The organism is Desulfurobacterium thermolithotrophum DSM 11699 (assembly GCF_000191045.1).
Classification (GTDB): domain Bacteria; phylum Aquificota; class Aquificia; order Desulfurobacteriales; family Desulfurobacteriaceae; genus Desulfurobacterium; species Desulfurobacterium thermolithotrophum.
In genome coordinates this window covers 572,185-586,284 of the sequence record NC_015185.1, presented here as the reverse complement: position 1 = coordinate 586,284, position 14,100 = coordinate 572,185, and the positions used below count along the sequence as shown (strand labels likewise).

The 14,100-nt window shown below is 33.5% G+C and carries 17 protein-coding genes; 6 read left to right on the top strand and 11 right to left on the bottom strand.

Annotated features, from left to right (window positions below):
* The first annotated feature begins 15 nt into the window (after nucleotides 1-15).
* Nucleotides 16-1,596 carry a 2,3-bisphosphoglycerate-independent phosphoglycerate mutase gene (gpmI, locus tag DESTER_RS03000; protein WP_013638188.1) on the top strand — a complete coding sequence of 527 codons (1,581 nt, stop codon included), beginning with the start codon at nucleotides 16-18 and terminating at the stop codon, nucleotides 1,594-1,596.
* A 13-nt stretch (nucleotides 1,597-1,609) separates the two neighbouring features.
* Here the strand turns inward: gpmI and DESTER_RS02995 are convergent, their stop codons facing one another.
* Nucleotides 1,610-2,428, bottom strand: a complete 819-nt coding sequence (locus tag DESTER_RS02995) for a 2,3,4,5-tetrahydropyridine-2,6-dicarboxylate N-succinyltransferase (protein WP_013638187.1) — start codon at nucleotides 2,426-2,428, stop codon at nucleotides 1,610-1,612.
* 103 nt (nucleotides 2,429-2,531) lie between these two features.
* Between DESTER_RS02995 and DESTER_RS02990 the strand changes: the two genes are divergently transcribed.
* From DESTER_RS02990 to mnmH, 3 genes are read left to right on the top strand one after another with little or no spacing between them, the layout of a single operon-like run.
* Nucleotides 2,532-3,590, top strand: coding sequence for a DNA double-strand break repair nuclease NurA (locus DESTER_RS02990; protein WP_013638186.1), 1,059 nt, complete (start codon nucleotides 2,532-2,534; stop codon nucleotides 3,588-3,590).
* Complete coding sequence (locus tag DESTER_RS08030; protein ID WP_013638185.1) at nucleotides 3,580-4,299, top strand: class I SAM-dependent methyltransferase; 720 nt, start codon at nucleotides 3,580-3,582, stop codon at nucleotides 4,297-4,299. The genes DESTER_RS02990 and DESTER_RS08030 overlap by 11 nt, the downstream gene beginning before the upstream one ends.
* Nucleotides 4,271-5,293 (top strand): tRNA 2-selenouridine(34) synthase MnmH, encoded by a 1,023-nt coding sequence (mnmH, locus tag DESTER_RS02980; RefSeq protein ID WP_013638184.1) that lies wholly within the window; start codon nucleotides 4,271-4,273, stop codon nucleotides 5,291-5,293. Before DESTER_RS08030 ends, mnmH begins: the two co-directional genes overlap by 29 nt.
* Here the strand turns inward: mnmH and DESTER_RS08025 are convergent.
* Nucleotides 5,276-6,589, bottom strand: a complete 1,314-nt coding sequence (locus DESTER_RS08025) for a GGDEF domain-containing protein (protein WP_013638183.1) — start codon at nucleotides 6,587-6,589, stop codon at nucleotides 5,276-5,278. The two genes, mnmH and DESTER_RS08025, sit on opposite strands and share 18 nt — an antisense overlap.
* A gap of 26 nt (nucleotides 6,590-6,615) precedes the next feature.
* Here DESTER_RS08025 and DESTER_RS02970 point away from each other — a divergent pair, with 26 nt between their 5' ends.
* The gene (locus tag DESTER_RS02970; RefSeq protein ID WP_013638182.1) at nucleotides 6,616-6,882 is read left to right on the top strand and encodes an EscU/YscU/HrcU family type III secretion system export apparatus switch protein; all 267 of its coding nucleotides are present in this window, start codon (nucleotides 6,616-6,618) and stop codon (nucleotides 6,880-6,882) included.
* On the opposite strand, the gene DESTER_RS02965 is transcribed toward DESTER_RS02970, so the two are convergent.
* Nucleotides 6,854-7,135, bottom strand: coding sequence for a flagellar biosynthesis anti-sigma factor FlgM (locus tag DESTER_RS02965; protein ID WP_013638181.1), 282 nt, complete (start codon nucleotides 7,133-7,135; stop codon nucleotides 6,854-6,856). The genes DESTER_RS02970 and DESTER_RS02965 overlap by 29 nt on opposite strands.
* 150 nt (nucleotides 7,136-7,285) lie before the next feature.
* Here DESTER_RS02965 and DESTER_RS02960 point away from each other — a divergent pair, with 150 nt between their 5' ends.
* Nucleotides 7,286-8,575 (top strand): RNA-guided endonuclease InsQ/TnpB family protein, encoded by a 1,290-nt coding sequence (locus DESTER_RS02960; protein WP_244829557.1) that lies wholly within the window; start codon nucleotides 7,286-7,288, stop codon nucleotides 8,573-8,575.
* Between the two features lie 7 nt (nucleotides 8,576-8,582).
* Here DESTER_RS02960 and DESTER_RS02955 read toward each other — a convergent pair whose 3' ends face one another.
* The 8 genes from DESTER_RS02955 to DESTER_RS02920 are packed head-to-tail and all read right to left on the bottom strand — an operon-like array spanning nucleotide 8,583 to nucleotide 14,077.
* A complete protein-coding gene (locus DESTER_RS02955; protein WP_013638179.1) occupies nucleotides 8,583-8,930 on the bottom strand; it encodes a DUF6394 family protein in 348 nt (115 codons plus the stop codon).
* A complete protein-coding gene (locus DESTER_RS02950; protein WP_013638178.1) occupies nucleotides 8,917-10,062 on the bottom strand; it encodes a potassium channel family protein in 1,146 nt (381 codons plus the stop codon). Before DESTER_RS02950 ends, DESTER_RS02955 begins: the two co-directional genes overlap by 14 nt.
* A 17-nt stretch (nucleotides 10,063-10,079) precedes the next feature.
* Entirely contained in the window at nucleotides 10,080-10,895 is an 816-nt protein-coding gene (locus DESTER_RS02945) for an MBL fold metallo-hydrolase (protein WP_013638177.1), read from the bottom strand.
* On the bottom strand, nucleotides 10,883-11,659 hold the full coding sequence (lpxA, locus tag DESTER_RS02940) for an acyl-ACP--UDP-N-acetylglucosamine O-acyltransferase (RefSeq protein ID WP_013638176.1): 777 nt from the start codon (nucleotides 11,657-11,659) through the stop codon (nucleotides 10,883-10,885). The genes DESTER_RS02945 and lpxA overlap by 13 nt, the downstream gene beginning before the upstream one ends.
* Entirely contained in the window at nucleotides 11,659-12,096 is a 438-nt protein-coding gene (gene fabZ / locus DESTER_RS02935) for a 3-hydroxyacyl-ACP dehydratase FabZ (RefSeq protein WP_013638175.1), read from the bottom strand. Before fabZ ends, lpxA begins: the two co-directional genes overlap by 1 nt.
* 17 nt (nucleotides 12,097-12,113) lie before the next feature.
* Complete coding sequence (gene ispF / locus DESTER_RS02930) at nucleotides 12,114-12,590, bottom strand: 2-C-methyl-D-erythritol 2,4-cyclodiphosphate synthase (RefSeq protein WP_013638174.1); 477 nt, start codon at nucleotides 12,588-12,590, stop codon at nucleotides 12,114-12,116.
* Nucleotides 12,591-13,373: a response regulator gene (locus tag DESTER_RS02925; RefSeq protein ID WP_013638173.1), complete on the bottom strand. Its 783-nt coding sequence runs from the start codon at nucleotides 13,371-13,373 to the stop codon at nucleotides 12,591-12,593. It abuts the gene before it with no gap.
* Nucleotides 13,370-14,077: a hypothetical protein gene (locus DESTER_RS02920; protein ID WP_013638172.1), complete on the bottom strand. Its 708-nt coding sequence runs from the start codon at nucleotides 14,075-14,077 to the stop codon at nucleotides 13,370-13,372. The genes DESTER_RS02925 and DESTER_RS02920 overlap by 4 nt, the downstream gene beginning before the upstream one ends.
* Nucleotides 14,078-14,100 lie beyond the last annotated feature (23 nt).

Below are 14,100 nucleotides of genomic sequence, written 5' to 3'. Positions count from 1 at the left end.
AAAAAGGAGAGAAATATGGCTAAGTTTGTAACTCTTATAATTTTAGATGGTTTTGGGTACAATCCAAAGAAAGAAGGGAATGCAGTTGCCTTAGCAAATACTCCTTTTTGGGATTATCTATGGGAAACATATCCAAGAGGTCTGCTTGCAGCATCAGGTGAAGCTGTAGGTCTTCCGGAAGGACAAATGGGAAACTCAGAAGTAGGTCATATGAACATTGGTTCTGGAAGAATAGTTTGGCAGGACATAGTTAGGATTACAAAGTCAATAAAAAGCGGTGAATTTTTTGAAAATCCTGTTATAGAAAAAGCTATAGAAACAGCTAAGAAAAAAGGGAAAAAGTTACACTTAATAGGACTTCTTTCTGACGGAGGTGTACACAGTTACATAGAGCACCTTTTTGCACTACTTGAGTTTGCAAAGAAAAAGGAATTAGAAAAAGTTTGTGTTCATGCAATTCTTGACGGTAGAGACACTCCTCCTAAGAGTGCTGAAAAGTACTTAAGAGCTCTTATCAAAAAAGTCAATGAACTTGGCATTGGAAAAATTGCCACAATGGGTGGTCGCTACTACTACATGGACAGAGATAAAAGATGGGATAGAACAGAAAAAGCTTACGATGCGTTAGTTTTAGGAGAAGGGCTTAGATGTGATGATCCAATAAGAGCTCTTTTTGAAGCCTATGAAAGAGAAGAAACAGATGAATTTGTTAAACCTTACGTTATTTCTCCAGACTGTCTTGTAGAAGATGGAGATGTTCTTTTCTTTTATAACTTTAGAGCTGATAGAATGAGACAAATAGTTTCTGCTTTGGCAATTCCTGAGTTTAATGGTTTTGAGAGGAAAAAAGTTATTAAACCGTCATATGTTGCAACAATGACTCTTTATGATGAAACCTTTCCTTTTGACATAGCCTATCCTCCCCAGGATTTAAAGAATGTTCTTGGGGAAGTTATCTCAAACTTAGGGTATAAACAGTTAAGAATTGCCGAAACAGAAAAATATGCTCACGTTACCTATTTCTTTAATGGTGGTAAAGAAGAACCTTTTAAAGGAGAAGAAAGAATTCTTGTTCCATCACCAAAAGTTTCTACTTATGATAAAAAGCCGGAAATGAGCGCTTATGAAGTAACTGATAAAGTTGTAGAAAGAATAGAAAATGGAGATTACAAACTTATAGTTCTTAATTATGCCAACCCAGATATGGTAGGACATACTGGAAACTTAGAAGCTGCTATAAATGCTATAGAAACGGTGGACAAATGTCTTAAAAAAGTAGTAAAAGCAACCCTAATGAAAGGGGGAACCTGTATAGTAACGGCAGATCATGGCAATGCTGAACAGATGATAGATCCTGAAACTGGAAACCCTTGGACCGCTCATACTACAAATTTCGTTCCATTTGTTGTTATTACAGGTAAATGTGGTTCTTTTGGTGTTAAAAGAAGAGAAAAACAAGATGTGGAACTTCCTTCTGAATTTGATGGAATTCCTGTAATTGGAATTTTAGGAGATATTGCTCCTTCTATTCTTTATATCTTAGGAGAAAAAATTCCTCCAGAAATGACAGGAGATGTTATTGTTAAGGGGAGCTAAAAGCTCCCCTTAATTAAACTGGAACGTTAAATTCTCTAAGAACTTCGTTAAGAGATGTTTTCTTATCCGTAGATTCTTTTCTTTTACCAATAATAAGAGCACAAGGAAGTCCGTATTCTCCGGCTGGAAACTTCTTAATTCTCGTTCCTGGAATAACCACACTTCTTGCAGGAACTCTGCCTCTGTATTCAACAGGTTCATCGCCAGTAACATCTATAATTTTTGTAGAAGCAGTTATCACAACTCCTGCTCCAAGAACAGCTTCTTCTTCAATAACTGCACCTTCAACAATGATACATCTTGAACCTATAAAACAGTTGTCCTCAATGATTACAGGAGTAGCATTTGGAGGTTCAAGGACTCCACCAATACCTACTCCACCAGAAAGATGAACGTTTTTTCCTATTTGAGCACAGGAACCAACTGTAGCCCATGTATCTACCATTGTCCCTGAACCTACATAAGCCCCAATGTTAACATAAGAAGGCATAAGAATAGCTCCTTGTTCAATAAATGAACCATATCTTGCAGTTGCTGGGGGAACAACTCTAACTCCGAGCTTTTCCCAGTTCTTCTTTAATGGGATTTTATCGTAGTACTCAAAAGGTCCAACTTCCATTACTTTCATTTCAGAAATTGGGAAGAAAAGAAGAATAGCTTTCTTTACCCATTCGTTAACCTTCCAGTTTCCAACACTTATTCTTTCAGCAACTCTGATTTTACCTTTGTCAAGAAGATCAACAGCTTCTCTTATAGCCTCTTTATACTTTTCGTCTTTTAAAAGTTCTCTGTTTTCCCAAGCTTCTTCTATCATTTTCTTAAGTTCTTCCATTTTTACCTCCAATTAACTTATTTTTTTTCAGTAATAGAGCTTAATACTCTTTAACTCCAAGAATATGATACACTTTGAGAAAAAAGTCTTCAAGGAATTAAAGATGGGTATTAAAAAATTTCTTATTAAAACAGCCTATCAAAGAAGAGAATGTTTAAAAATTTCAAGGCAGGAAATTAAAAGATTTCAAGAAGCTGTAAAAGAAATATGGGTTCACTTTAATCCAGAACCAGAAATTCCTGATTGTATTTCTGCAGTTGATGGAAGTAGAAACAGAAAAGAGTTTGCCGGTTATATTCTATATGCTGTAGGTGCTGGATCTGTTTCCTTTAGAAAAGGAAAACTATCTAACGAAGAAAATTATTTAGTAGATGTTGACATTTTGAAACCTGAGGAATACTCTGACGCAAGGCTCCGAATACTTATGGGAATTTTGGAAATAAAGGAAGCTTTGAAAACTGCAGAAAAAGTTTCTTACGTTTTTATCGATGGCTCAATAATTGGGTCAATAATAAGACCTACAGTATTTTCCTACGAAATAGAGGTAGAAATCAAAAAAGAGGTTGAAAAGTTATTTAAAGAGCTTGTAAAAAACTTTTCTCTTTCAAAAATTGATTCAAAAAACTTTTACTCAAAAATAGAAAATTTTGCTACTGGAAAGGCTTTTCCTGTAGCAGCTGGATATTTAGAATACTTAGAATACCTTTATTCTCTTTATTTGCTGTTAGAAAACTTTTCTAAAAAAATTGTTGCCATTTCAAAGCGTTCCGATTCAAGAAACTACGATCTTGATACTATTCTTCCTGATATTACAGTTCTTAATTATCTAAATCTATCGGTGGGTTTTAGTAAACCGGTTAGTTTGGAGATACAAAAAGAAAAGAAGTTTAGTTTTCCCAAACCATTTGAAAAGGAGTTAAGAAAGTTTTCATTTAAATCATACTTTGTAAAACTTCCAAAAGGAGCAGGCGTTTATAAGATAGAAACTCAGGTCGAACCAGAAACTCTTTTTCCAATACTTAAATACTTTTCAATAAGAGGTTATCCATATCCCTTAAAGGCTATCCATGAAAAAGTAAAGATAACAAATAAAGACATGGAAGATATAATTTCAATACTTAAAATAAAAGGTATCACAGGAAGAGAAGGCCTTGGAGAGTAGAAATCCTTTTTTTGGAAAAGTCGCTGAAAAATATGACATGTTTTTTGAAACTTCGTACGGTAAAGCTGTTTTTGAATTAGAAAAACAGCTTCTCCTGAAGGTTTTAAGCAGAGAAAACTCTTTACTTGAAGTTGGATGTGGAACGGGATTTTGGTCAAAGGTTTTGATAGAGGAAGATTTTAAAGAACCTACTGGAATTGATATTTCCAAAGATATGTTAGCCATTGCCAAAAAGAAAGGACTAAAAAAACTTGTCCTTGGGAATGCTGAGTTCCTTCCTTTTAAGTCCGATTCTTTCGATACTGCTTTTTTTGTAACAAGTTTAGAATTTATAAAAAATAAAAAAAGAGCCTTTGTAGAAGCAGTGAGAGTTTCAAGAAAATCAGTAGTTGTCGCATTCCTAAACAGGTATTCTTTTCTTTGTCTTTATAGAGCTCTCCGTTCTTTTTTTAAAGAATCCATTTATACACCAGGAAACTTTTTAACCGTTGACGAAGTAAAAAATTTGAGCAAATATGCTGGAAGTGTTTTAAAAGAAAAATTTCTTATTCCTGGTAAACTTCACTCAACCTTAAGTTTATCAATTGATGGATTTGTGAATAAAAAATGGGAAGAGTTAATAGGTTTTGATACTCCTTTTGGTGGATTCACAGTATTAAAATTCTATATTAGAAAACGTCATGGAAATAGTAAAAGAGATAGATATTGAAGAAGCCTTAAAGAAAGGTTTTGTTTTCATCGATGTCAGAACAGAGGAAGAATTTGAAGAATTTCATATACCTGGTGCCCTTAACATTCCCCTTTTTACAAAAGAGGAAAGAGAAAGAATTTCTGAAATTTACTACTTACAAGGAGAAAAGGAAGCTCGATTTTACGCACTTGAAATAGCAGGACCCAAACTTCATGTAATAGCGAAAAAGATCAAGGGAATAAAAGATAAATATAAAAATGTTGTCGTTTACTGTTGGCGTGGTGGAATGCGAAGTTTAGCTGTCGCCTCAATTTGTAATTTAACAGGAGTTCATGTTCTAAGACTTTCAGGTGGATATAGAGCTTTTAGACACTATATTTTGAAAAGACTTGAAGAAATATGTAAAAAGATAAATTTAATTGTTCTTTATGGTCCTACAGGTGTTGGAAAAACAAGAATTCTTAAAAAACTTAAAAAAGAAGGTTATCCCGTTATTGATTTAGAAGATTTAGCAGGTCATAGAGGCTCTGTTTTTGGAGGAATAGGTTTAAGTCAACCTTCTCAAAAAATGTTTGATTCTCTTTTATGGCTTGAACTGGAAAAACTTAAAGATTACCCTTATGTAATTACTGAAGGAGAAAGTAAAAAAATTGGGAAACTCTTTATACCGGATTCTTTTTGGAGAGCAATGGAAAGAGGAAAAAAAATTCAAATAATTACACCTTTAGAAGAAAGAATAAAGGTATCTATGGAAGATTATGGAGTTGGAAGATTTTCGTCAGATATCTATATAAAAGCTTTAAGTAGGATAAAGAAAATACTAGGAGATGAAAAATATAATGAAATAAAAAAACTCATAGAAGAAGAAAGTTACTATGAAGCTATCAAAGAACTAATGGTTAACTATTACGATAAACTTTATAGACGTTCAACCCCTGAGGTTGAAAGAACAATAACAGCAAGAAATGTGGAAGAGGCTATTAGTAAGTTAAGATTAGAACTTGACTGTTAAATTTTTTCCTGCTGATTTTGCATCATACAACGCTTTATCGGCAAAATCTATAAGTTGTTCAACATCTACATCTTTTTTGCCCATAGGATAAAACACATGATAACCAATACTTACAGTTACTGATATTTCCTGTCCTTCATATTTAAAAGTATAACTTTCTACGAGCTTTCTTATTCTTTCAAAAACATCTTTAGCAGTACTTTCATTAGTATTATAAAGAGCAATAAGTATTTCTTCTCCTCCAAATCTTACAGCTAAGTCGTTTTCTCTAATGTTATTTATAACAATTTCTGCAATCTTTTTTAGGATATAATCACCGGCAAGATGACCGTATGTATCGTTAATTCTTTTAAAATTATCTATGTCTAACATTCCTATAGCTATTGGTTTATTTTCTCTTAAAGCTAGTTTGATAATTTCTCGTAATCTTTTAAGTCCAAATCTTCTGTTATAAAGTCCTGTTAACGGATCTATCGAAGACTCTCTTCTGAGTAGTTTGTAAATGTAAGCGTTTCTAAATGCTTGAGCCATAGAATGTCTAATTCTTCTATAAAATGCTACTTCTATTCCTTTGAACTTGTCTGTTTTTCCTAAGATCATTGCACCTTTCCAAGATTCAGTAACAAGGGGAACAATGCAAACTGATTTTAACTGAAATTTACCTAGAAAATTCACAACGATATTATTGACATTTATTACCTTTACCTTATCATTTTCAATGAACTCATTAAGACCATCAAGTATAGTGGATTCAAAATTAGCAAAGAATATAGGTTTCATTTCACCTTTATCTTGGGAGTAAAAACAAATAGCTATTACTCCAAATCTATCATAGAGAAACTGATACACTTTGGATGCAAGAATCTTACTTTCCAGTGTTTTTCCAAAAATGTCGTTAATTTCTTTTTGATACTGATTGAGAAGTTCATCTTCGTATACTGTATTGAGAAAGAAGAGTAACTCTTTAGAAAATTTAGAAAGGAAATCATTTCCTTTAACTGAAAAATTAGAAATTTCAAGATATGCTTTCATTTCATTTATTTTTCCAACTTTTTTTACTCTTCTGAGTCTAGATAGTAGATTAGATAGAGATTCAAAATATGACTTTAAACTACCTTCAATAAGTGTAAAATATATGAAAATTCCTAAAGCAAAATTAGAAAAAAGAGATGTGGTAAACTCTAAGTATCCTAGTTCAAAAGAAGGATTTATGAATTTTAAAACTAATGGAGTAAGTATCCCTGAAAGGGCAGTCATTAATGCAATGTCTCGAAGAAGCCTTTTCTTAATTTCCATTTTAACCTTCTTTGTAAGGAGCAGATTTGAAAAAGAGGGCAGTGGTTTTAAAGTATAATAAAGCTAAAGATAACGCTCCCAAAGTTGTTGCAAAGGGTGAGGGTATCTTAGCTGAAAGAATACTCGAGCTTGCCCAAAAACATAATATCCCCATAGTAGAAGATAAAGAACTTGTTTCATTTCTTTTAAAACTTAACATTGGAGAAGAAATTCCTCCTACTCTTTATAAAATTATAGCAAAAATTCTAAGTTATGCATATAACGTTATTCACCAAGAATATCCTTCAAAATAGCTTCAGAAAGTCTGTGAATATCTATAGAGTAGTTACCTTCCTTTATAGCTTTTTTGATTTCTTCTATTTTTTCTTTTGAAGGAGGCTCAAGACTAATATTGATATTTAACTCTTCTGAGAGCTCTACTATTACTCCTTTATTCTTTTGATTCTCAGCTTCCGTTGAAGACTTCTTTTTTTCACCAGTTTTTGAAAAGTTAACTTCTTTTCCTATAAGCTTCAAAATCTCTGAACTGAGATTATTTATTTTCAATGTTCCATCCTCCGAGGATTTAGAATAAATCTATACCATATAGATATTATCGGAAAAACAGAAGAAAAATTTACAGTAAATCCAGCGAGAAAACTCTGCTTTTCAAAGCAGGGATAAATCGCACGGCGTAAGCCATTGAAGTAACAAACATTGAAAGATATATTTAGAAGTGTTATGAAAAAAGCAGAGAAAATCAAGAAAACTTTAAAAGAGACAAAAGGAAAGAGAAAAAATCAAGTCGGTAAGGTCTATCAAATTAAGCTCCAGAACCTATCAAAACAAGATGAGGAAAACTTAAATCGTCTGTTCTTAGAAGCTAAGTGGCTCTATAACTACATCGTTGCAGACATTAAGAACCGACTAAACAGTACAGCTTGGAAACTAAAAGAAGTAAAAATTAAAACACCTAAAGAAATTGAAAAAAGAGAAATAAAAACCCTCTCTTCTCAAATGAGGCAAGGAATAGTAGATAGGATAAAACACTCCCTAAAAGCTTTAAGAAAAGCAAAAGAGAAAGGACTCAAAGTAGGAAAACTCCAGTTCAAGAGCGAAGTAAGAAGCATACCGTTAAAGCAGTATGGAATAACCTACAAAATATCTAGAGACAGGAATAGAGTAAAGATACAGGGAATCAAGAAAAAATTTAGAGTATTAGGACTGCACCAAATACCTCAAAACACAGAAATAGCAAATGGAATACTTGTTAAAAAATCCTCTGGATACTACCTGTATGTAACCTGTTACCTACCAAAAAACGAAGTAGTAGAAGAGATAAGGAGAAACCGAATACCTAAAGCCGTAGGTATAGACTTAGGAATAAAAGACCAGCTGACCCTATCAACTGGTGAAAAGATAAGCTGGTATATACCTGAGACAGGTAGAATAAAGAAACTCCAAAAAAGACTTTTAAAGAAGCAGAAAGGTAGCAATAACTACCGAAAAATAAAGTTCCTCATTCAAAAGGAATGGGAATACATACAGAATAAGAGGAAAGATACCCTCAATAAGGTAGTAAGCCACCTCAAGAAGTTCTGCCTGATAGCGGTTCAAGATGACCCTATAAAGAGCTGGCACGAGGGATTATTTGGCAGGCAAGTTCAGAACACGGGGATAGGAGGAATAACTGCAAGGTTAAGAAACCTTGCGACTCTTATTCCTGTGGTATTTGTGGATAGATATACACCTACTACACAAACCTGTTCTAAGTGCGGGAATAGACAGAAAATCCCTCTTTCTGAAAGGGTATTTAAGTGTGAAGTTTGCGGATTTGAACTTGATAGGGATTGGAAGTCAGCGATAGAAATACTGAAAGAGGGATTAAGGAAGATAAAAGGAGAAGGAAAACTCCTAAAAACCCTACCCGTGGACTGCGGGGAAGTTAAGCCTGTGGAGAGGGCGACAGCTCTCGTTGAAGCAGGAAGCCTACCACTAAAGTGGTAGGAGGATGTCACCACCAGGTTTCTTCTCTTGCTTCTAAAATAGTTTCAATGATTACTATAATTACAGAAAAAATATTTGCTACAAGAGCTCCCCATGCAAAAGCTTCCACAAGGGTAGACCTCGTCCCCAATTCATAGAAAATAAGAGCAGGTATTAAGTGTAAATCTGCTGCAAGACTTGTTGCTAATAGCTCAGCACTTAAAGTTTTCTTACTTCCGAGTTTAAGTATTGTAGCTATAAGATTAAATACGACAGAAGCTATAAGTTCATAAGGATCTCCATCATAAACAAAACCTACAGTTGTGGTTAATGACATCATAATAAAGAAAGTAGTCCCTACTTTACTCCAGTCCATGAAGTCGCTCCTTTATTTTCTTCTTAAGCATTGCACTTCTTGCAGTTACTTTTCCTTTAAAAAGAACTTTTACAGCTTCTTCCAACTTTTTCTTAGGTGCTACAACAACAAGTATATCAAGAGGTTCTATTTTTATATCTCCTCCTGGAGTAAATATAACTTTTTCATTAGTTTTCTTTACTGCTATAACTGTTATTCCAAACTTTTTTCTAAGATCAAGCTCTTCAAGGGTTTTTCCAATAACAGGAGAATCTTCTTCAACTACAAGCTCTTCTATATCAATAAATGTATGTTCACCAAAGAGAATTTCCTCTAAAAGTGATCTTTCGCCAAATATAGGAGGTTTTCTTGCCAAAATTGCTACTCTTTTTGAGATTATGGATGGGATAGTTTCAACGTGATCTGCTCCAACTAATTTTAGTTTTTCTTTAAATTCTTCCTTCTTAACAAGAGCTAAAATGAAAAACGGTGATATTTCATTTTTTGTTACAACATTTTTCACAGTTAATGTTATAGCAAGATTTCTATAGTCATCCATTGTTGCTATTATTGCTCCAATGGCTTTTTCAATACCTGCTAAGTAGAGAGTATTTTCATCTGCAGGGTCAAGTTGGAGGTAATAGTTAACTTCGTGTTCCTTAGCAAAATTCTCTAAATCCTCCGATGTATCGACAACAACAACGGGAATTTTGTGGTATTTCATTTCTTTTATCAATTGAAGAACATAGTCATTCACTCCAAAAACAATATAATGGCCTTTTAGTGCAGAAATATCAGAAACCATCTTTCTAAACCTCAATATTTTTTTTACTTCACCAGAGGTAACAATGTTTATTAAAACAGCAATAGAATATCCCATTACACTGCCGACACCAAGAGTCATGACTAGAACGTTAAAAATTCTTGCTTTTGCATCCATATCCCACATTTCGCCGTAGCCAATTGTCGTAACAGTAAGAATAGTCATATAGAAAGCTTTTAAGAGATCTACATCAGAAATTAGCATATAACCAATGGTTGAAAGCATTACTGCAAGGAGAGCTACAATGAGAGGAGCTCTAAACTTCATTAAAATTTCAAGAACTCTTTCCTGACCATACTTTGGAGGAATTCGTTTTTCTATTTTCCTCAAAAATCCTCCAGAAAATTTCACTTTTGTTTAATTATGGTTAATGTTTCAAGATCAAATACCATATTATCATAAGCTGCAATAACTTTTACTCCTGTTCTTTTTGAAATTTCAGCGGCTATTTCCCATGGTTTTGCGTTTAGCATCGTTCTTCCAAAATGAGTAAGAATTGCTACTTCTGGTTTTATTTCACCAATTATTTTTTCTGCACAAATAGCAGAGAGATGACTTATTCTTGGATTAGGTTCTTTTAATGTAACGTTTAAAATTAACAAATCACTTGCATCTTTATACTTTTCCTCTATCTTTTCAAAGTAAGCTGTGTCAGAGATATATCCAATATTTTTTTTCCAATAAAAGATCATTCCGTAAGTTTCAACGCCGTGAGTATTGCGAACAGGAAAAGTTACCTTCAGATTATGTGATATCTCAAAATTCATACCTTCTCTTATTATTACTGTTTCTTCAATATTTCTTCTCGTATACTGAAGAACAACAGGATCTATCTCAATTGCATCTTCAGGACAAAGCAAAATCCCCCTTTTTCTCTTTCCTCCGAGAGTCATTGCTTCAAGGATGTGATTGACATCAGCACAGTGGTCAAGATGTCTGTGAGAAAGTATGACAAAGTTAACCCAATTAGGTTCTAAACCTTTTTTATAAGAGTGGATAAAAGCTCCTGGACCTGGATCAACATGGATATTAGTTCCTTCAAAATTAAACCACAATCCACCAGCTTGTCTTTGAAATCCAAAAGCTACATATCGAGAACCACCAGTCCCAAGGAAAACAAGTTTATTGTGAACGGTTTCTTTTGTTAACTTCAAGCTGGACAAATACCCCTCTTGCTACTCCTTATAAAATTAACAAAATCTATAACTTCGGAAAAATTCTTAAATTCTTCTTCTACTTCACTCAACGAAATTTGTATTGGTTCAGCAGTTTTAAAAACTTTTTCAAAAGTTGCAGTAAGAGCTCTAATTGTTTTTCGGGAAAAACCTCTCCTTTTTAGACCAACAATGTTTATACCTGTTAATCTTGCACGATTGCCTTGAGCCATAGTAAAAGGAGGAACATCTCTATGAACGGCAGAGGCTCCCCCAACCATTGCATGTTTTCCAATTCTTACAAACTGATGTATACCTGTAAGGCCACCGACAATCGCAAAATCGTCAATAACTACATGACCTGCAACTTGTACAGAGTTTGCAATAATAACATTATTGCCAATAATAACATCATGAGCTATATGAGCATAAGCCATAAGAAGGACATTATCACCAATTTTAGTTACTAATCCTCCTCCCTCTGTCCCTCTATGAATAGTAACATATTCCCTTACTGTAACTCTGTTTCCAATTATTACTTTTGAAGGTTCTCCTTTATATTTTAAGTCTTGAGGTTCTACACCGATCGTAGCACCAAATATTGTGCATTCCTCACCTATAGAGGTATCCCCTTCAATTACAGCACCTTGTTTTATAACAGTGTTTTTACCTATTTTTACCTGTTTACCGATATAAGAAAAAGCACCTATAACAACTCCTTCATCTAGTTCAGCACCACTTTCAACAATAGCAGTTGGATGAATAGTAACCATTACTTCCTCGCTATCATTGCCATAATTTCAGCTTCGCATACAACATCTTCTCCAACATAAGCTGTACCTACCATCTTGGAAAGTTTCTTCTTTATAGTTTTAGGCTCAAGAACAAACCTTACTGTATCTCCCGGCCTTACAGGTTTTCTAAATCGTGCTTTATCTATTCCCATGAAATAGACAACATATTCTTCTGGAGTAATGTCAAAAGATTTAAACATTAAGACGCAACCTACTTGTGCCATTGCTTCAATAAGGAGAGCTCCTGGCATTATTGGATGTCCAGGAAAGTGTCCTTGAAAATACGGTTCATTTATAGTCACGTTCTTAATTCCAACTATTCTCTTTTTTGGTTCAAATTCAATAATTTTATCTACAAGAAGAAAAGGATATCGATGGGGAATAAGTTTCATAATTTCCATTATATCTATTTCCATATTTCTTCCTCCACTTCTTAGATTTTCCGGAGTAAAACTACAGATTGTGCCGATATTCCTTCTCCTCTTCCTTCAAATCCAAGTCTTTCTGTAGTTGTAGCTTTTATAGATATTCTATCTACAGGAATTTCAAGAACTTTTGCTATATTCTTCCTCATCTGAAATTTGTAAGGAAATAATTTAGGCCTCTGAGCAATAATTATAGAGTCAACATTCTCTATTTGATAACCTAAATTTTTAATCTTTTCATTTACTTCCTTTAAAAGAATTAAACTAGAAATACCTTTATACTTTTCGTCACTATCAGGAAAGTGCTCTCCTATGTCACCAAGAGCCACTGCTCCTAAAATTGCATCACATATTGCATGAACAAGAACATCTGCATCTGAATGCCCCTTCAATCCTTTTTCAAAAGGAATTTTGACACCACCAATTATTAAAGGATAACCCTCTTCAAGTCTATGAACATCGTATCCTATTCCAATTCTAAACATTTAAACCAATCTACTCCTTACAAGTTTTTCTATTTCTTCTCTTATTATTTTTTCTGCTAACTCCGGAACAACTTCCCATATAATTTCGCGGATGGCTTTTTCTATTTCAGGTCTAAGAATTTCTTTTAACCTTTCTGAATCTATATCCATATTAGGAGATTTAGACGCAGATACATCTTCTTTTAAAGGTTCTTCCTTAGAAATTTCAGTTTGGGTATGTTTAGATATTTTGTCTTCTTCATTTTCTAATTCTATTATTTCCTCAGATACTGATGGTACAACTTCCATTTCGTCAGTAGGAATTATCTGAATTTCTTCTTCTTCTTCTTCTTCTTCTTCTTCTTTTTCTTTTTCAATTAAAGGTAATTTGCTTGCTTTAATAATTTCTCCAGGAAGAACAATTTCCAATTCTTCTTCTTTTCTAAATTCAGGAAGTTTTTTCTTAATTTCACTTAGAACAGACAATAGTTCCTCTACAGTAAAAGGTTTCTTTAAGACTTCCGTAGCTCCAGAACTTTTTAGTTTTTCTTCATTAAGCCCATCTTGTTCGTAACCTATTACTAAAACAGGAAATCCAAACTTTACCGCATCAGATAAAACATCTAAAGCAGTACCATTTTGAAGAGTCATATCTAAGATAATTACATCGGGTTTTTCTTGAGAAATCTTATTAAGAACTTCTTTTAACGTATAAGCATGAATAACTGTTATCCCTCTTTCTTTTAAAACCTTTTCTAAAAGGATATGCCAAGTTTTTTTATCATCGGCATAAAGAATTTTCATTTCTTAGCTCCTTCTATTTTCTTCCTGATTTCAGAAAGCATGATTACCAACTCTTTCGAAGTAAGAGCCTGCTTATCAAGATCTTTTAAAAGTTCCTCTTTATCTGGATTTTTAAGAGAGTTAGCAAGAGTAATAAGTTCACTTTTTACCGCTCTTGCATTCAATTCTTTAGCTAGCTTGATAGCCGAATCAATAGAATCCAGAAAGGTTTTCAACTCCTGTATGTTTGAGTTTTCTTGTCTTTTCATGAGTAAAGACTGTAAATCTGTTCTAACAATAATGAGGCTATCCTTTATCTGTGTTAACAAAGATTCATCTAAAGAAGGCAAATTAAATTTAATATTTTTGATAGCTAAAAGAGCTCTTTCTAAAGCTTTAATGCTTTCTACTGATAGATTTTGATTTTTAAGTTCGTCTAGTAAAACTTCCAACTCTTTAGTAAGCTCATTTATCTTTTTCTCTACTTCGGCAATAGAGGTTTCTGAGAATTCTGTAATTCTGTTTTTAACTTCTTTGGCTAAAGTTTCTATTTTAGCCAAAAGAAAAGATAATTTTTCTTCGTATTCCTTTTCTTTTTTCACTTCTTTTAATCTTTCTTCTATTTCTTGGCCTTTAAAGGAAAACTTTCCTACGATAAAACCTATAATCATTCCTAACGTTCCAAAACTTGCGGCAACAATTGCTGTAATAGCTCCTAAGTCCATAATTCTACCCTTAAATTATTTAG